An 18049-nucleotide genomic window follows, 5' to 3' on the forward strand; every position below is an offset into this window, starting at 1 on the left:
ATTAAATTTTATCAAGTGCCAAGAACAATGTATCTGCTGATTCTTTAATACCATCTCTAAAGCTTGCTGATATTTTTTTTCCAGATCTTTCAAACCATGTATAGAAAGTTTCTTTTATTTGACTTCTATTCAATTTTGCCACCCTTCTATTTGCCATTTCAGGATATTTTTTACTTAAATACACAAAAACGTCAATGTGAACTAATAAAGGCTGAGTAACGACTTCAGCAGTTCGTAGCCATTCCTCTGCCTCTTGAATTTGTTGTATTGCTAAGTTAAAATAGCGAGCTGGTTCTAAATCAGCCATTTGATTACCTTCTGGTGCTGTACTGAAAATTTTCATTTGCAATTTGATTTTTCATTTATAATTAACAAATTTCTATCCCAAACATAACGATTTATTTCTTTAAAACCATTAAAAAAATAGTATAAATATTACAATTTTAATTTAAATATTTTGAAACTCCATTAAAATAAAAAAGCAGAGAATAATTCCCTGCTTTTAGCTTTTCATTTATAATCTCAAAACTAATACTGTCCGAAAATAATTATCAAGCAGTCTATTTATTATTTTTTAATATCTAAATTATATTAATCTAATTCTGCCCTTGAAAACAAATCAAGTATCAATGTTTTGTTTTCGCAAGCTTCTTTAAACGATATAATAAATTTTTTCAATGCAACTGCATCAGAAGAATAGGCACAGAACATACTCCCTTCAGGATCAAATTTAACGACATTGATATATTCAGGTTTTTGTTCTTCTAAAAAGACTTGTGCCAAAGAAGCCCAGTCATATCCGTTTCCTTCAAAACCTTCCTCTTCTCTTGTTTCGAAAACTTCTGCTTTGTAATCTCCTACATTTAAACATACCGACACGCTATTTTCGTGTGTAACCCAAAAAAATGGGGTAATTGATTCTTTAAAATTATTACTATCCATATTGCTTTTACACTTTAAATTATCTTTTATACTTTCAACTTTATTATTTTCAAATTATGTACTTGTTTTATTAACGCAATCATTTGAAAAATTATACCTTAAAAATTATTTCATTTGCAATTTTTCAATTAATTCTCTGTACATATTTTTCGAATAATCACTTTTGGCTTCGTTAATGGATTGTTCAAAAAAAGTGATTGTTTCTTCTACATATTTAATAGGTAACTGATTTAAAAAATAATCAATTCTTTCTTTAAATGAGATTTCAGAATCTTTTAAAGGTTTTATATTTTTAATAGACATAATATATTCCCATTTTCTTTCATACTTTTCAAATTGAGGCAAGTACGGCAAAAAAAAAGACACATAAAGTTCAACTCCTTTTGTTTGAGCTTTTTCTAAAAAATAATTAAAAATTTCTTCAGAGGATTCAAGTTTATATCTTTTAATCATATTTCCTAATGCAGAAACAATATAAACATTCATTTTTGTATTTTCTGAATATTTATTTCCAATATTAACCAAATCGGAAGCCAGCTCTTTATTAGATAAGATTTCTTCAAACCAAAATGATCCTTCATCTCTCGGCTTTTTCTCGAATTCTTTAACTATTTGAAAAACTTCTTGCTCATTATAAGACTTCCAAGTATTTATTTGAGTTTTCAACTCTAAGATAATATCTAATTGTTTTTTTATTTTAGGACTTATTGTTCTCTCCATATCAATGCCATTTTATTCTATACTTTTTCAAAAAAAGCATTCTTTCCAATTTGTTTAAATGGATTAGGCAACTTTAAAAAAGTTGTCTAATCCGTTTATAAGTTATGCCTCTATGTTATGCCTCTATGGCATCATCTACCAATTAAATAAATTATTACAAAAATTTCTTTCAATTGCAATTATTTTATCACTTAAAATTCGATTAAGATTATTTTTTAAATCGTTAATTTCAATATTATCTATATCCATACTATTTATTATTTACACATTTTTAAAGGTCCATAATTGTCTTTTACCCTTTTATCGACTGAATTAAAATCTTACAAAATTAATAGAATTATCTTACATTAATATAAGATTACAAAATACTTTTAAAAAAATTATTTGTTAAACAAAAACCCGCTAAAAGCGGGTTTTGTTATTTCTTGTTTACTTATAACAGCCTAAAAGATTGAGTCAACTAAATTATCTAAAATAAGTATTTAATATATATTCTTTTTTTTCAGCATTCCCTCCTGCAGACAAAATATCTATTGCAACACTATATTCTTCAGGGATTTCTCTATTGAAAACCAAATCTTTATAAGGATCTATATTTTTATCTAACTTATAGCATAAATAAAGCCTTTCATTTAATGAAGGATAAACAGCCAAATTAGTTAAATCATGTGCATTAATTATATCATTCGCATTTAATGGGATATCCTCCAATACTACAGAATCAATGACACCGCTTGGATGAGGTCTTGTTGTATTACCAGGTGTTGGCGACCACCATAGATTTTTTTTAACTAAACTACCTCCAGCTTCTTTTCCTAAAATTATAAATTCTTTTTCTTTCTCTGTATTTTCCCATACTCTAACAGTTCTAGTTCCTTTATTTTGATCAATCCACGTATCTGGATCTTCTCTAACTGTATCTGGTATTGCTCCTTTTATTTCTGTTATATTACTTGATTTCAAGAATTGTCCTGTTACGGCACTAACAGTTAATGTATCAAATATACCTGTATCGACTTTTCCCCAATTTTCATCTTCTCTAAACACTTTATAAAATCGTAAAAAAGGATCTTTTAACATTTGAGCTAATATAAATATTCCTTTTCTTGTTTCTACACTAACAATTTTACCTTCTTTCCAAGGTGTTGCTCTTTTTGACATATTAAATTTAAATTAATGGCACTTTCTTTTTGTTTGCAAATGCTCATCGGCAACATCTAAATATTTTTGTCAAATTTGCATTATTAATTGTACAGTATTTTAAGTATTAGACTCCCCTTCTAAACTTCTTCTTGATAATTTATGTTTTCTAATGTCAAAATTACCTCCACATCTTTTTGGAATTCAATTAAACATTTCGACCTCTCCTAGCACCAGTTATTTCTATTATTTCTTCAATTGTATGGGAATAATGTTTTTTGTTAGGATAAAAGTTTATTTGTTTTAACTTTTTTGCTTCTAGTAAAGGTCTCATATTTCCATCTTTACAATCCCAAAAATTTATTATTTCTAAGTTTGGCATTGCAGTAATAAATTCAATAGATTTTATATTATCAATGAATAATTCTTTAATATGCTTGTTCTCTTTTAAAAATGAAAAATCCAATAAATTTTTACATTTTTCAATTATTAATTTTTCCACTTTTGAATCATTAATCTCTAAAACAGAAGTTATTTTTGAATTGTACCCAATCGAAATTTCAAATAAACTACTTAGTTTTTCAATTCCTTTTAAGTTCTCAAGTTTATTTGCTTTATAAAGATGCAACTTTTGGACATATTTAAGATTACATAGAAAGTCCAGATTCTCTGTAGGATAACCAGAAGAGATTACTAATGATTGTAATTTTTCATGTTTATTTAAGTTGAGTATTTTAGGCGAAAACACTCCTCCAAATTGAATTAAATTTTCAAATTTTAAAATATCAAGTTTAAAATTAAGTTTCTCAGGAACGAACAGTATTTCCAAAAAAATTAAATTATAAATACTTTCTAAATTTTCTATTTGAGTGTCATTTAAGTTTGATATAGTTAGAATTTTTATTTGATTTGAAACCTTTTCAATTAAACTAAAATCTATTTTTTGTTCAATTTTACCAACAGTTCCTTTTAATTGAATTTGTGATATTTTATTCTGGAAAACGAAATCTATTCCTTCAGAAAAATTATTTGAATAGATTACAACATATTTGCCATTATCATTCTCTCTTATTTTTAAATCCATATTATTATTTACATTTTATTCCACTTACTTTTTTGTATTCTAGTTCAAAATCATCTGCATTTTGAATCACTTGATTATAAAGTGTAGGATTATTTATTTTAGCATCATCTAACATTTTTTTCCCAGGAGAATTTATCTGATTGGCAAAATTTGTATCAGATACAGCGTTATGTCTATCCATAAGTTCTGATTCAACCATTAACCCCATATCATTACTTGCGTAATCCACATGTAGGCCTTGAGTTACATTTGAAGAACCTCCAACTCTTTGCCCCATGGATGTATACATACGATCAGAAGGACCTTTCCCTACGTAAGAAGTTGTACCATCAGTAAAGAAATATGTACCAGTTAGCCCAAAAATGTCAATCCAGAAATTAGAGTCAAATACATATCCATACAAATTAATACCTCCTTTTAATCGTATTGGATCTTGACTCAAATAAACTCCATTCTCAGCACTATAATATCTAAAACGATTATAATACAATGATGTTTCTATATCCTCATATTGACCTAATTGTCTAAAAGGTATAAAATCTCTATCGCCTTTTAGATTTCTTAAACCTCCATATATATCGTAATCAGTTTCCCAAACAACATCTCCAACTTCATTATAAGCTTGAATAGGGCGACCAATATAATCATTTACGATACTAAATTTATGCTCACCAATTATTTTAGCACTTGGTACAAAAGAGCCTCCTTCATAAACCCATGTTATTAAATTGTCTATTGGTTCTGGTTTATCATAAATCAAATGATCACCATCAACAACAAGTTTAGGTCTTTCTTTTAGATCGTATTTCCATTCGTGAATAAGAACGTTACCATCCCAAAAGTACCTAAAAATTTCTTTGTTTGCAATTTTTGCGGTACGTCTTCCCAGAGCATCATACTCAAAACGTATTTTTTTTCCATCAGGGTTTGTTACACTTTTTAGCATTCCGTTAGCCAGCCATGAATATGCTGTATCACCTTGCTGCCATTGTTCGTGTTCGTATTGTAAACTTTTTTCTTCGGTTTTATTGCCTATCAATTTATCAAAAAAATTGGTTGGTTTTTCAAAAACTAAAGGTTTAGTAATATCACGCGGGCTTTTGTGCACCAAATTCCCCAAGTCGTCGTATTTGTAATAGTACTTTTCGTCCTTAAGCAGTTTACCGCCTTTGCCGTATTTGCGATCACTACGGTCTGCGGTTTTGTATAAATTACCTACTGCATCAGGGGTTTTATACAAATCTTCTTTTCCGTCATAACTGGCTTTGGCAAGGTTACCAAAATCATCATAATCAAAATAGGTCAAACTTTGGGTCATTTGGTTTACCGCACTTCGCAACTGCTGGTTAGTATCCCAGTTATAATAGCGGGATCCCGTGCGTTTGCCATTGGCAAATACTTCCTGCTCTTTTTGTTTCCCGTTGTTGTTATAACTCGTTTTTATATGCAGTCCGCCTGTGGCAAAACGCTCTATTTCACGCCCTAGCTCATCTCGTTTTAATGTAGTTTCCCAAGCTTTGTGCTGTTCTTTCAGTTCTTTACTCTGGGCTTCAATACGTTCCAGTTGTCCTTTCTGGTTGAAATGTGTATTGATATCAGCTCCAAGACTTGTACTTATGTTGGTCCGATGCCCTAAGGTATTATAGGTCGATATAAGTGTTATACCATTTTCGTTGGCATCCAGCTGCTGTTTTTGGGTTTCTTTTATAATGCGTCCTACAGCATCACGTTCCAGATAAATGCTTACGTTTTGGTTGGTGGCTTCTACCAGCTGTCCGTTTTTGTTATAGGTATAAATCTCCCAGGTACCGTCGTGATAATCTGCTCTGGTAATGCGCCCTAAGGCATCCTGCTCATAATCTGTATATTTTCCGCCTCCATGGTCTATTCGGGTAACTTCGCCGGCAAGGTTGCGGTTGTATTTTTTTACGATACCGTCAAAAGCCGTTTCACGAATGATATATCCGGCTTTGTTTCTGGTAAAATAATAGGCTTCGTGGTCTTCGTTTTTAATCCCTACAAGCTGTTCCATCTTATCATAATCAAAACGAACTTTTACGCCGTTTTGTTCCCGCGTAGAAAGGCTTCCTAATGGAGTATACGTAAACTTAATATTGTTTTTATTGTCTTTTAAAGCGATTACTTCCTCATAATTATCATAGTCAAATTCTATGATATTGCTGTCTTTCTCGATGATTTTCTGTACCCTGTCAAGCGCATCATAGCTAAAATAATCTGCCATTTGCATTGGGGTATAAATTGCCTTCACGCGTCCTCGATAATCGTAATCCCAGGATTTTAGTTTTTGGTCGTTCTCCCGCCATTCGATCAGGTTGTATTGCTGATCATAGACGAGTTCGAGTTCGTTCTTGTTTTTGGCAACGCTCGCCAATAATCCGTTTGCATAATAAGTAAAATGCGTACTGGTTTTATCAGGTGCTATAATGGTTTTAAGCTGGTGTGGCTTTTGGTCTTTGTATAAATAGATGGTTTTATGTCCCTCCGGATCTATGGCAATCGATGGGCGGTTTTCGTCATCGTAAAGCATCATTTCCTCGGTACCGTCAGGATAAGTGGTGCTTATTTTATTGCCCTTATCGTCATAATTAAAACCCAGAATGCGTCCTTCCTGATCGATCTCACGATACAGTTCCATAAACTCCGTGTAGTCATAAAATACACTGTTGCCCATAGGATCTTTTACCTGTGTTACGAGCTGGCTTGGTTCATAATAATAGGTGGTTATGGCTCCGTTGGCATCTGTTACCAGATTATACCCTTCATAAGTGTGGTATTCGATCCAGCCTTCCTGCCAGCCTCCATCGCCCCAGGTGTGTACACAACGGTTCTCTGAGTCGTATTCCCAATAAAAAGCCTGACCGTTTCGATCTGTTTTTTTTACCATCAGGTGGTTTTGGTATTCGATCACGGTTGGTTTGCCCAAAGCATCTATAATGGCAGTCATGTCCTGATTTTCGTCATACTGATACATGATCAAAAGTTCGTTCTGCTCAGGACCTACCAATTCTAAATTGTGTATGAAGCCATCTTTGGTATTTACCATGATGGTTCTTCCCGCGGCATCGATGATACTGTTTAGGGTATAACCTGTAAATTTAAAAACTATGGCTATTCGGTCATGATTCGATATTTTGGTCAGCTGGTATTTTTTACCGTTAAAAAGGGTAAAATCATAAAAAAGTTTGCCTTTATGATCGTATGCCTGATATCCGTCTGCGGTTCGTTTCAGGGTTGTTTTTTCCTGACGGAGGTAAAATTCTTCCTCTGGCATCAGCGCAGGAAAAGCTACAATTCTTCCATCATCCATACGAAGTCCTAGGGCATCATCTTCCGGATATAGCTCTACAGCCCTATCATATACGCAATGTACGCCATGACCCAGCCAACCCACATATTGTGAGTCTGAGTACCAGCGGCGCTCCCAGTTAAGTGTGATGGGGCTTGCGATATCAAAATCGCTGCCTTCATAAATCACGGCTCCATTAATAAGGTTTACCGGTTCAAAACCTGCCTTACACAACAATTTACTAAGCCAGTTGGGACCAACGGATCCTTTTAGTAATTTATTGAATGCTTTTTTTCCATATTTCATCAGGGTACTAAATCCTATACTGGCGAGTAATCCGGTTAGCATACCTCCCCAATCAGGCGGATATGGACCTCCAACCATAACGGGTTTTCCGGTAGGAATAGGCAAGGAAAATGATGTTGGGGCAAAAAGGGTTGGGGCAAACGGTAACATTTTCTTGCCTATTTTGGTTTTACCAATGGACATGGATAACGGAATCCCAATATCATTACAAGTCATCAGCATATGTCCTTTGGGACTCATTCTGGTACTGTCTGAGAAAACGGTCTGGGATGCAAAAAAGTTCATGCTTTCATGACCAATAATCGGGGTCATAAGCCAGGGCGGTGTGAAAAGCGGAATGTGTACCAGTGGAATTATAATTCCGCCGGTGTCTGAGTTTCCACGTTTAAAACCATTTACATGTACGCTGGTACCTAAAAACGGAATATAATCGGCTGGATCAATAACAATACCTATATAAGGATGAAACGGATTAAATGGCGGTAAGGTCGTAAAATGGATATCTATACCCACGACCATAGTCAAATGATTATCGGTCAATAACATAATTAATAGGTGTTGTTTAATTGATATTCCTTCTCTATTTGTTTTGCAATTTGTTTTGGGTTGTCTTTCCAGTTTTCTCCAAAAATGGTTACCATCCTATTGTCAATAGCTTCTTTTTCTGCATACGTTATTTTAGGGTCATTCTCTAAATAGCTGTTGGCTATAAACGTAAAATTGATTATTTTCAGGCTTTCATCTGTTAAAGCATATCCATACTCAAAAGCATCGTTTAGAATTTCAGTATATTGGTCATTACGTTTTTTTGCTGCCAGTAATAACGCATAATTATAACCATTTATAACTTGCATTTCCTGCCCTATTTCTTTAGCAATTGCTACTTGCTTTAAAAAATACTGTATTGCTAAATCCGAATTTCCGGTAATGCTGTAATGAGAACCTTTATAGGATAATAATTGTATTAAGATCCCGGCAATATCTTCTTTCTCTTTATAGAAAGATGTCGTTATTTTTATTCCCTTATCCAATAGTTCCTGAATAAGTTCTTTTTCATCTTTAAACTGAAATAAAAAACTGGCATAAATAAGAAACGATGAGGCCCAAAAACTGATTTCTCCAGTACTCTTGCTAATATCAATAAGTTCGTTACCCAGTTTTTTTACTTTCTCTTTTTTTTTGTCTTTTGCAGCTTCACCAATTTCAAACAGGCATTTTCTATAGCGCACCTGTGGATCATTTGGGTTACCTTGTGTGGCTATTTCTTTGTATGCCTTGTTTATCTCCTGATTGGGGATTTCTATTATGATTCCTTTTTGTTTTACAGAATCAATTAGTTTATTATATAGTTTTCTTTCCTTATAATCCAGAAACAAAAACCCTATATTTTCGGGCAGTAAGATTGCAAGCTCTTTTATACTTTCTAGTAATAAATCAGGATCACTGGCTTTTTTTATTAAAAAACTAACGATTAAAAGGTTGTCGGTTTTTGCCTCAAACTCTTTAAAACTTACTAGCATTTTAATATAAAAATCTTTAAGGTTTTGGATGTTTAGCTTCTTTATTTCAGGTAATATTTGTTTAAAAAAGTCAAAGTCTTCCCATTTCCAACCGGGATTTTTTTTGAGGTCTTCTTCAAAAGTCAATATCCATTGTTCTATAATGGTGATGTAAAAATCTTTTTTATCATAAAAATCAATCATAAAGGCAACAAATGAATCCTCTGATTTGCCATATGCAGAAGATTCCAAGCGAATAAAGCCATCCAGTAAAGGAAAATCTTCTGTAGAACAAACCATACTGAATATTTGTGCTTTTGGTTTCTCTCTTCTGGTTTTATTCCAAATCTTTTGAATGTTTTCGACCCTTACAGCAATAGGATTATGAGCATTATTCATTTTTGATTTTAATTTAAATTTACAACTCCACCTTTGACATTAGTCATTGTTTTACCATCTATATCAACGACCGTTCCTTCTGCCAAAATGGTATTTTTCCCTTTTATATTAATACTAGGCGCTTCATCTGTAATTTGTGTGTCACTTTTAACCGTCACCTCATCTGTGCCTGAAACGAGTACTTTTTTACTATCAACACTTACTTCATTTACTCCGCTGATGCTTACTTTTTCATCAGCAATTAGATTTATTTCTTTTGATTGTATGTCGACCTTATTTGGTGCATAAATGGTCATTGTTCCGTCTCCGTTAAGCATTATCATATTACCACTGGGATCAGTAGCTGTAAAGGTGTTTTTTTCTTCGTCGAGAACAAGTGAAGTTCCTCCTCTGGTGGCAAAGCTTCTTTTATTATTGTCTTTTCCGCCGCCGCCGCCGCTTTTACCGTGAAAAACACTACCTAAAATAAAAGGCCTGTTAGGATCGCCATAGCGAAAGTGCACCATTACATGATCTCCAACATCCGGAATAAAGACCATTCCTCTATTGGTTCCTACTTTATCACTACTACCGGCATCAGGGGTCATAACACGCAGCCAGGCAGTTTTCATTTGAGTTCCTTGCTGCCAAAGCATCTGTACTCTGATTCGTCCTTTATTTTGAGGATCTGTATTACTTTCTACTAAAGCTTGCTGTGTTTGCGCAATTGGATACGCTACATCCGGTTCCGGCAAGCTCAATACTTTTGAAGGTATAGCTCTGAAATTATTTTCATACTCTCCTAAATGTGTAGCATAATGACTAATTTCTGTAATTATAAAAGAACCTACTTCTTGTGTCATCAAACTTTTATTTTCTAAAACACTCGATTGTATGGTTACAATACTTCCTATTCTTAATTTGGAATTTTTTGTTGTTGCTGAAACAAAATTAGTATCGGCAGCTGCACTTTCCTGTTTCTTTTTTAAGAAAGATTCTAAAACCAGATCATCACCTGTACTCACTATACCGTGTGTATACGCAGGCGTTGCAAATACCTCTTTTGAACTCGCAAATGCTTCATTACCTAATTTTGGCAAACCTCCTACTGTGTCTTTCGATTTTGCAGTATAGCGTTTATCAGCACTTTCGTTGTAGGTGAAAGCGCTAAATTTATTAGGCACTGCCTGAACTGATATTTTTAGCTTAGAAATATCACTATTATAGGTTAACGATATAGGACTATCAAAACTTTTAGGCTTACCAAATATTAACTTTTCGCCATCATAATAGAGCCATTCGTTAAATTGTTTTGCCAATCTCTGAATAAACTGAAAATCTGTTTCAAGGTATTGATTCTGATAATCCATCTTACTGGTATACTCAGGGTTTATCTCGTTTTGCAATTGCTCTCCTGCCCCATTTTTTACCACCTCTTTTACAATATCTTTTAAAGTCAGTTCTTCCCAGGAATGTAATTTTTCACCGGACTCTAATAATATGGTCTTAGAATATCCTGACACTATAATTTGATTGCCTGAATGTCCCATTTCCTGATCGAAATCAATATTGGTAACCACACCCAGAAAATTATTCTTTTCTTCCAGCACTATATGTACGACTTTGCCCAGCCATGCCTGTGCATTTTCCAGTGTATATGCCAATGGACTTTCGACTGCAGCATGTGGAACAAGAATTTCAAATCGGTGATGGTCATTTATTACTTGTACTAACTCAATACTGGTAAAGTGACTTATTTTTTTAGAATCTATTCCAAAAATTATTGTTGGTGGTGTCATAGTTTATTTTTTTTGTATTAGTAGCTGTTCCTAAGGAATATTATTATTGCGTGTATTTAAAAACTTAGCAAGTACTTCATTGCTTTCAAGCATCTCAGGTGTTAAATCCAATTCTTTGGTGCCTTGGTGTTTTATTAGACTTTTACCTATTTTATAATAATGAACAGTTGTTTTTCCTTCATAATTCAAACTATTTGTGCTTATTATTATATTGGTTTTTTCATTAAAATAAAAAGCATTTATAGCGGTTGTAATTATATCAGATGTGTCATTAAATTGATAGTTAATTTCCTTTTTAATTTTTAAATCAATTGCAAATAAATTTATTCGGTTATTGATTTCGTTTAAGGGCAATAAAAGGATCTGATTGTCTGTGATATAACAATCTGCAGATTTATCATTTACAATAAGACCATTTACAGGAAATGCACGATCTAACCGATTTAGATATCCTATTTTAAGGATATTTTTTTTCCCCTGATCTACATAAATAGTATCATTAAAATACTTAATGGTATATAAAACCCCTTGTTTGTCTTTAACTTCAAGACTGTCAATTTCTAATTTATTTTGCTCATTTTTGACTATCTGTTTTGAAACATCTTTTTCTTTGGTCTTTGCATTACATCCAAGAAAAACAAAAACAATTAAAATTATTTTGAGTTTAAAAAAGTTAGTTAATTTCATTTGAAATAGAATTGAATTTTTCGTTTTGACTAATAAGTAACCTTTTTTCATCCTCTAGTTTAATTTTTCCCGGATCTGTAAATAAAATGGAATTGTTTGTTAACAGTCCGTTTATTTCCTTTAACCTCTCTTTATTAACTTCAATTTGATATTCTAAACTTTTTTTGAAACGTTTTTTAAAATCACCTATCTGTTTTAATAAATGTTCTCCATAATGATTCTTTCCCGCACTATCCTTATCAGCATTATAGGTATATTTACCAGCATGCCTTTCTTTATCTGTTGGATAATATTTTCCTGTGTTAAAAGCTTTGTCAATATCGTCTGATGTTATAGTATCCTGAGTTATTATGGTTGAAAAATAGCTCCAGTTTTTATTTATTTTATTAAAATAATCCGTTAAGGCGGCCTGATATCCTCCCAATCCTGAATAGTCTTTAACAGAACCATGTGAAGTACTTCTTTTAGAAGGTTTTCCCATTACTCCAAATAAATTATAATCATCATTTTTTATTGCAGATACTCCATATCCACTTTCTAAACTTGCCTGTGCTAATACAAGCAATGCTCCCTTTGCAGATGCTCCTTTTGCTTTTGCAAAATCATAAATATCAATGGCAATTGTTGTCAAAAATTGATGGTGAACAGGTTTTTCTTTTTTAACTGACGAGATTATATTTTTAGATTTAGCATCTTCTGCAACACGATAACTTTGCACGCTTCTTCGTTGCATCATTGCGTCCAGCTTATCTGTATTTTCCCATTGACCTGTTTGCCGATTATATTGAGGGCCTTTAACTCCCAACAAACTGGCATTTTTATGTTTTCCTGAAGATGAAGATTTAGCCATGGTATTTATTAATTTGGTATAAGTCAATACCCTTAAAATAAGATCTCTTTTTAAGGTCTGTGCTGAAAATTACTTTTAGTGGTATCATCGAAGACTATTGCTTTTATTTGATTGTAGATATATCTAAAAATTCCTTAATTGAAATTATTTTTTAATATAAATCCTGCATAAAAAGTATGTTTAGGACATACTTAATATTCTATATGAAGAAGAAAAACTGACCAAACCATTGTAGTAATAAATCCTGAAGCTTAAATAAGCAAAACTGCTTCAATCAATGGTGCAAAGCATAATCTCTTTTACTTTTAAAAGAAATAAATACAAGTTCAATATTATTCAATAATTAATATCACAAACAACATTAAAATATAATATATAGAAAACAAGAAGCGGTAAAATACCGCTTCTTGCTTAAATGGGAAAAATTAGATTTTAGCCCAATTGTTATCTAATGTTGCATTACCTAATGTAATTTTTTCTGCTGAGAAAGTGATCTCAGTAGTCATTGGAGTTTCTGCCATAGCGTCAAGTTGCTCGCTGAAGAAAACAATAAAAGCATTTTCAAAAGAAAGTTCTTTCATTACTTGTTCAGAATCAGCTTTGAAAAATTTTACTTTTCCACTTACCGGTTTGTGTTGACTGTTTACTGCCTGCTCAATAACAGTAGTATTGTCTGTAGATTTTAATCTTAGGTTTAATCTACCTCCTTTAATTTCAGATGAAACTGCTCCTTTACCGTCAGTATGTCTTAACATATCGACTTTTGAGAATAATACTTGGTACTCGTTTCCTTCGAATTCTAAAATTGCTTTAAATGCCATAATAAAAATAATTAAGTTGTTAAAAAATGTTTTTTAGAACCCTCTTTTATTTTGTATGACTAGTATTAACAAAAAAAAGAGGTATTCTACATGATTTTAGAATACCTCTTTTTTGTACTAATGTACTTTTTTTTAATTGCTTCTTGTAGGAAGATGAGGGTGATTCGCAATCAATTTGTTTGTACGAATATACAAATATAAACGAAACAAACAAGCTTATTCGTAATCTTTTTCATCAAAAAAAGGAAAATATATTTTCTTAAAACAATTGAAATATGTAAGAATGCTGAATTTACTGGGCTTGCCCAGAATTTATATGATTGTATAAATTTCAAATTTTAACTAAAAAGCAGCTATCTTTTGTATTTCTTATTTCTTCAATATTTTTTTAACGTATTTATCTAATTCTTTAGATTCATAAAAATAAAAGCACTTAGCAACTATGATATTACTATTCTCTTCTTCTGAATAATATAAATGCTTCATCGAATAGAATTTTTCTGTTTCTTTTTTTATAAAATCTCTAATCGCTTTTTGTTCATTCTCGGTTATTTTACCTAAAATAGAAAACTCAGTACTTGACTTATCCTTTATTTTATACTTATAGAGATAAGTTGAATCTACTCTATTATAATTTATATATAAACAATAATCAAATGCATATTTTTCATGTAACCGATTTTACTCCTATCTTGGGCATTTGATAAATTAGAAATTAAAATAAAAATTAGCACTAATCTAAATTCATTTTGTATGTACTTTTTTATTTTAGTTCCCATAATTTTAACTTCAATTCTTATTTCGATAATCGCTTTTTGAATATGGGTGAAATATATTTTTCAATTTCTTTCCATTCAAAGTGAACAGTGAATTCTTCATATCCACTATTCCTGTAGTTTTTAGTATCAAAAATTGAAAAATCAATACCTGAAATGTTTTTATTCTTGTCAGTAATTATTTTAAAATTTAATAGATTATTTGGTTTTATTGCCAATTCTATTTCTTGGTCTTTTAATTTTTTTTCAATTTTTTTTAAAAGTGATTGTTGAGCTACAAATAAATTTATTCCAACTCGTTGACCATTGTTTAAGTCAAAACAATAATAGTGAATCGCTTCCCACGGTGATTCATAGGACTGTATTGCAATCGAAATATTAATGATATTATTTTGATCATAGTAAATTTCATAATGTTCAAATCCTGAATTTGCCTCTCTTAAAGTATTTTTCAAAATACGATTAGAGATTGTATCCTTTTTCATTTTGATCCTTTGTTCCGGTTTACCTACAAAAGGTTTTTCAAATATTTCATAAGTACTTTGAGTAATTGAATATATTTTATTATTTGCTTTTTCAATATTTGAATTAATTTTTAATTCTTCAATTACCAAGAAGCCAGAATCTACAAATACAGAATCTCTTAAAATCTTAAGGTTTTGACTATTTACTGAAATTGAAAAAAATATAAGTATTAATGTTATAAATTTGCTTGTCATTTCTTTTTAGCTTTTACTTCTCCTTTGTTTGCAGGATTCTTTTTCCTCTTCTTCAAGGATTTTTTGCAGCTCTTCATCACCACTATTTTTTTGCTTTTTATAATCTATTTTTTCTTTGTTCCCTTCTTGATTTTATATTCTTTTCCATCAATACCTGTTGGATTTTTAGGTTTGTAAACTTCCTTTTTTTTATCAACATACGTAGTTGTTCTTTTTTCTAATATCCAATTATCATATTCTTTTTTGTATTTATAAATTTCTGAAACATCAAATCCCATCATACCTACTTTTGTTTGACTTGTTTCTATACATCCTTTCCCACAATTAAAAAAACTAATACCTTCAAATCCGACACCTAGATTAAAACTATATTTTTTACCATTACCAACTATAATTTTACATTCGTAAATTGGTCCATCAATTGAATCGCTCACGAATTTATATTCTAATGTATCTTCAATGTTATCATTGTCAAAATAACCTGATTCTTTTTCTTGAGCAACACCCAAAGAATAATTTAAAATAACTAAAACTAAAATTATTATTTTCTTAATCGTCATGACTTTGTATACTTTGTTTGTTATCTTTTCCCCATTTCGTATTTTTCATATCACTTGTATCGTATTTATATTCTCCGATTTGTTTCCCATTTAAATTTATACAGCTTGCTTTTACATTCAAGATCTTTAATATCTTTTTTAAATTACTCTTTCTATGATCAAATCCGTTATCACCACCGTTGAAACCCAAAATTATATATACACCATTTTTTATTTTTTTCTCATTTATTTTGTCAGCTACAGTATTTACTAAAGTTCATTTAATTAATAGAACCATCAGCACAAGTTTTGTTTTTAAGGCTTTTTATTTTGTAATTCTTAAACTTCATCATGCTTTCGACTTCATTATCTTCAAAGTAATCCATATTTTCTTTAATAATAGGCACTGGTTTTATCTCAATTAGAACTCCTAATTCGGACCATATATAAGAACCTACGCGTCCATAGTAATGGGGATAGATATATAAGAATTCTTTATTATTAAAACTTAAAAACACTAGAGATTCATAATATTGAACATTTTTAAAACAGTAAAGTAATTTATTGTTTAGAAATGTTTTATCATCAACAAAATACAAGTTAAGGCTTAATTTATTTTTAAAAAAAATCTTAACACTTGGACCATATCCAGTTAAAGTGTCTCGATCAATAACTTTTTCTCTATACTGCAAAGTTTTTTCATTGCTAACCGAATATTTAATTTTTGCATTATTTTTCTGTGCAGTAGAAATGAAATGTACTAGTAATAAAAGGATTAAAAAAAGCTATTTTTTTTTCATACGATATTTCGAAAACAGTAAATCGATTAATAAGTAAAGTAAGAATTTTTCTTTGCCTATTTTGGCTCTTAATCCCATTTGAATTTTTGATTGCTATTTTTCATTATTATGCATTCATCTAAAGAGTATTTATTTGGACAATGAAAACATTCTTTACTTTCTTTATATTTAAATAAATCTTTTATGTCTAAAGTATCATTAATAATCTTTTTGCTAATATTTTGCGAACAAATAAAATTTGATGGGTAATTTGAATAATCGTTTTCCCCTATTTTTATTGAAACAGACGAATTGCTATAACTAAACTGCTTACAAATAATAAGTTGCCCCTGTATTTTTTTTATGTATATTTTATTAGACGTTGAGTTCATTGTATTATTGAACGTAATTATAATATTTTTCCCTTTTTGGATATGCTCAACAGTGTACAATTTTTCAAACTGACTTTTGCCCTCTATTCCAATTATTCGTGCTTCTGATTTAACGACAATCACTTTATTGAAAATTTTAATCTTATCTAATACATAACATCCATCACATTCTTTTAACGTTGTATGCGTGTATAACGAACCTATCATTTCCGTTTTATTATACACCGGTAGCTTATTTACGTTTTCTTGTGCATCAATTAGTTGATTAACTAACAAAACAATAATAAAAATTATTTGTTTATACATTCTGCATCATATTAAAAAATTCTTTAGCCCATTTTGTATGTGATTTACTATTGAATCAATTTATAAACACATTCTTTTTTTATTCAAGGTCTTTTTTTTCTATTTTCAATAATTTAATAGATTCATCTAAGTTTCTAGGCTTCTTAGCAACATCTACAAGTTTCAGCTTCGATTGATACTTTAAAAAATGTGATGTTTTTACCGTTGAATTTTGAGTCCAATTGCCCGATATAGAATCAAATAAAGTTTTTTTATTTTTATAAAGTTCTGCATTAGAACTACTTCGTTCATTTTTTTCGTCTTCAATAGAATATATAGTATAAGTTTTACTTTCTTTTACAAATACTTTATTAAATCTGTTATTACTTAAAATACTTTGTAATTGTCCATTTTTCTTATATTCATAAGCTATTTTATACTCAAAAAATTGATTATCGGTTTGATAATTTCTGTTTTTGATTTTTACAGAGATAATTTTAAATGAGTTATTTTCTTTCTGGTTCCTCCAATTTTTATTCAATGGTTCAAGTGATTGCGAATAATCTCCATATCCGTCTTTTAAAAAGAATGCCAAATCCAAAACTGAATTTTCTATCAATATTTTTTGTTTTAAAAAATCATAATACTGATTATTAACACTATACACATCATTTTCAACTTTAACTATATTATTTTTATCGAAAATAACTTTTATATTTTGTTCAGATTCTGAACATGCGAAAACAACTGAATTATTATTTTTATTTTTAACCCAATAAGAAAATAGCTGTGGCTTTTCTGTTAGGTCTGAATTTAATTGATAAACAGTTATAGTGTCTTTGTTTTTAGGGAAAACACCAATAAAATTCCTAATGTCTTTTTCCTCATTACCACTGTTGTCTCTGTCAATATAAATTTCTTTTACAAAAGCTAATGTATAATCTGAATCAATTTTTTCTGGCTTTGAAATACAAAAAGATAAGGTAAGACAACTTATAATTATTAAAATAAGCATTTTTTTCATAA

At 30.6% G+C, this 18049-nt stretch carries 16 protein-coding genes; all 16 read right to left on the bottom strand.

Features of this window, described 5'->3' with window-relative positions; genetic code table 11:
* Nucleotide 1: 1 nt before the first annotated feature.
* The 16 genes from RC62_RS20390 to RC62_RS20470 all read right to left on the bottom strand — a co-directional run bounded on the left by RC62_RS20390 (nucleotide 2) and on the right by RC62_RS20470 (nucleotide 18047).
* Nucleotides 2-343, bottom strand: coding sequence for a hypothetical protein (locus RC62_RS20390; protein ID WP_055098171.1), 342 nt, complete (start codon nucleotides 341-343; stop codon nucleotides 2-4).
* 248 nt (nucleotides 344-591) lie between these two features.
* Nucleotides 592-942, bottom strand: a complete 351-nt coding sequence (locus RC62_RS20395; RefSeq protein WP_055098172.1) for an immunity 51 family protein — start codon at nucleotides 940-942, stop codon at nucleotides 592-594.
* 105 nt (nucleotides 943-1047) lie between these two features.
* A complete protein-coding gene (locus tag RC62_RS20400; RefSeq protein ID WP_055098174.1) occupies nucleotides 1048-1662 on the bottom strand; it encodes a hypothetical protein in 615 nt (204 codons plus the stop codon).
* Nucleotides 1663-2127: 465 nt separating this feature from the next.
* Nucleotides 2128-2823, bottom strand: coding sequence for a hypothetical protein (locus RC62_RS20405; protein ID WP_055098175.1), 696 nt, complete (start codon nucleotides 2821-2823; stop codon nucleotides 2128-2130).
* A gap of 187 nt (nucleotides 2824-3010) precedes the next feature.
* Nucleotides 3011-3886: a hypothetical protein gene (locus RC62_RS20410; RefSeq protein WP_055098177.1), complete on the bottom strand. Its 876-nt coding sequence runs from the start codon at nucleotides 3884-3886 to the stop codon at nucleotides 3011-3013.
* Nucleotides 3887-3890: 4 nt separating this feature from the next.
* Nucleotides 3891-8045 carry a DUF6531 domain-containing protein gene (locus RC62_RS20415; RefSeq protein ID WP_245176855.1) on the bottom strand — a complete coding sequence of 1385 codons (4155 nt, stop codon included), beginning with the start codon at nucleotides 8043-8045 and terminating at the stop codon, nucleotides 3891-3893.
* 2 nt (nucleotides 8046-8047) lie between these two features.
* Nucleotides 8048-9397, bottom strand: coding sequence for a hypothetical protein (locus tag RC62_RS20420; protein WP_055098179.1), 1350 nt, complete (start codon nucleotides 9395-9397; stop codon nucleotides 8048-8050).
* Nucleotides 9398-9405: 8 nt separating this feature from the next.
* Nucleotides 9406-11175: a type VI secretion system Vgr family protein gene (locus RC62_RS20425; protein ID WP_055098181.1), complete on the bottom strand. Its 1770-nt coding sequence runs from the start codon at nucleotides 11173-11175 to the stop codon at nucleotides 9406-9408.
* A 30-nt stretch (nucleotides 11176-11205) separates the two neighbouring features.
* Nucleotides 11206-11862 (bottom strand): hypothetical protein, encoded by a 657-nt coding sequence (locus RC62_RS20430; RefSeq protein ID WP_157472593.1) that lies wholly within the window; start codon nucleotides 11860-11862, stop codon nucleotides 11206-11208.
* Nucleotides 11849-12712: a glucosaminidase domain-containing protein gene (locus RC62_RS20435; protein WP_055098184.1), complete on the bottom strand. Its 864-nt coding sequence runs from the start codon at nucleotides 12710-12712 to the stop codon at nucleotides 11849-11851. The genes RC62_RS20430 and RC62_RS20435 overlap by 14 nt, the downstream gene beginning before the upstream one ends.
* Before the next feature lie 425 nt (nucleotides 12713-13137).
* Nucleotides 13138-13533: a type VI secretion system tube protein TssD gene (gene tssD / locus RC62_RS20440; protein WP_082421335.1), complete on the bottom strand. Its 396-nt coding sequence runs from the start codon at nucleotides 13531-13533 to the stop codon at nucleotides 13138-13140.
* Between the two features lie 796 nt (nucleotides 13534-14329).
* On the bottom strand, nucleotides 14330-15028 hold the full coding sequence (locus RC62_RS20445; protein WP_055098186.1) for a hypothetical protein: 699 nt from the start codon (nucleotides 15026-15028) through the stop codon (nucleotides 14330-14332).
* Nucleotides 15029-15132: 104 nt separating this feature from the next.
* Nucleotides 15133-15588 (bottom strand): hypothetical protein, encoded by a 456-nt coding sequence (locus tag RC62_RS20450; RefSeq protein WP_055098187.1) that lies wholly within the window; start codon nucleotides 15586-15588, stop codon nucleotides 15133-15135.
* A 260-nt stretch (nucleotides 15589-15848) separates the two neighbouring features.
* The gene (locus tag RC62_RS20460) at nucleotides 15849-16259 is read right to left on the bottom strand and encodes a hypothetical protein (protein WP_055098189.1); all 411 of its coding nucleotides are present in this window, start codon (nucleotides 16257-16259) and stop codon (nucleotides 15849-15851) included.
* A gap of 176 nt (nucleotides 16260-16435) precedes the next feature.
* The gene (locus tag RC62_RS20465; RefSeq protein ID WP_055098190.1) at nucleotides 16436-17044 is read right to left on the bottom strand and encodes a hypothetical protein; all 609 of its coding nucleotides are present in this window, start codon (nucleotides 17042-17044) and stop codon (nucleotides 16436-16438) included.
* A gap of 79 nt (nucleotides 17045-17123) precedes the next feature.
* Nucleotides 17124-18047, bottom strand: coding sequence for a hypothetical protein (locus RC62_RS20470; protein ID WP_157472595.1), 924 nt, complete (start codon nucleotides 18045-18047; stop codon nucleotides 17124-17126).
* Nucleotides 18048-18049: the final 2 nt, after the last annotated feature.

Source organism: Flavobacterium aquidurense, from assembly GCF_001404985.1.
Lineage (GTDB): Bacteria > Bacteroidota > Bacteroidia > Flavobacteriales > Flavobacteriaceae > Flavobacterium > Flavobacterium aquidurense_B.

What these genes read in the sequence shown, in the direction of transcription:
- RC62_RS20395 (WP_055098172.1), bottom strand. Translation starts at nt 942, where the DNA reads ATGGATAGTAATAATTTTAAAGAATCAATTACCCCATTTTTTTGGGTT.
- RC62_RS20435 (WP_055098184.1), bottom strand. Translation starts at nt 12,712, where the DNA reads ATGGCTAAATCTTCATCTTCAGGAAAACATAAAAATGCCAGTTTGTTG.
- RC62_RS20445 (WP_055098186.1), bottom strand. Translation starts at nt 15,028, where the DNA reads ATGACAAGCAAATTTATAACATTAATACTTATATTTTTTTCAATTTCA.
- RC62_RS20390 (WP_055098171.1), bottom strand. Translation starts at nt 343, where the DNA reads ATGAAAATTTTCAGTACAGCACCAGAAGGTAATCAAATGGCTGATTTA.
- RC62_RS20400 (WP_055098174.1), bottom strand. Translation starts at nt 1,662, where the DNA reads ATGGAGAGAACAATAAGTCCTAAAATAAAAAAACAATTAGATATTATC.
- RC62_RS20405 (WP_055098175.1), bottom strand. Translation starts at nt 2,823, where the DNA reads ATGTCAAAAAGAGCAACACCTTGGAAAGAAGGTAAAATTGTTAGTGTA.
- RC62_RS20420 (WP_055098179.1), bottom strand. Translation starts at nt 9,397, where the DNA reads ATGAATAATGCTCATAATCCTATTGCTGTAAGGGTCGAAAACATTCAA.
- RC62_RS20450 (WP_055098187.1), bottom strand. Translation starts at nt 15,588, where the DNA reads ATGACGATTAAGAAAATAATAATTTTAGTTTTAGTTATTTTAAATTAT.
- RC62_RS20430 (WP_157472593.1), bottom strand. Translation starts at nt 11,862, where the DNA reads ATGAAATTAACTAACTTTTTTAAACTCAAAATAATTTTAATTGTTTTT.
- RC62_RS20465 (WP_055098190.1), bottom strand. Translation starts at nt 17,044, where the DNA reads ATGTATAAACAAATAATTTTTATTATTGTTTTGTTAGTTAATCAACTA.
- RC62_RS20425 (WP_055098181.1), bottom strand. Translation starts at nt 11,175, where the DNA reads ATGACACCACCAACAATAATTTTTGGAATAGATTCTAAAAAAATAAGT.
- RC62_RS20415 (WP_245176855.1), bottom strand. Translation starts at nt 8,045, where the DNA reads ATGTTATTGACCGATAATCATTTGACTATGGTCGTGGGTATAGATATC.
- RC62_RS20410 (WP_055098177.1), bottom strand. Translation starts at nt 3,886, where the DNA reads ATGGATTTAAAAATAAGAGAGAATGATAATGGCAAATATGTTGTAATC.
- tssD (WP_082421335.1), bottom strand. Translation starts at nt 13,533, where the DNA reads ATGGCATTTAAAGCAATTTTAGAATTCGAAGGAAACGAGTACCAAGTA.
- RC62_RS20470 (WP_157472595.1), bottom strand. Translation starts at nt 18,047, where the DNA reads ATGAAAAAAATGCTTATTTTAATAATTATAAGTTGTCTTACCTTATCT.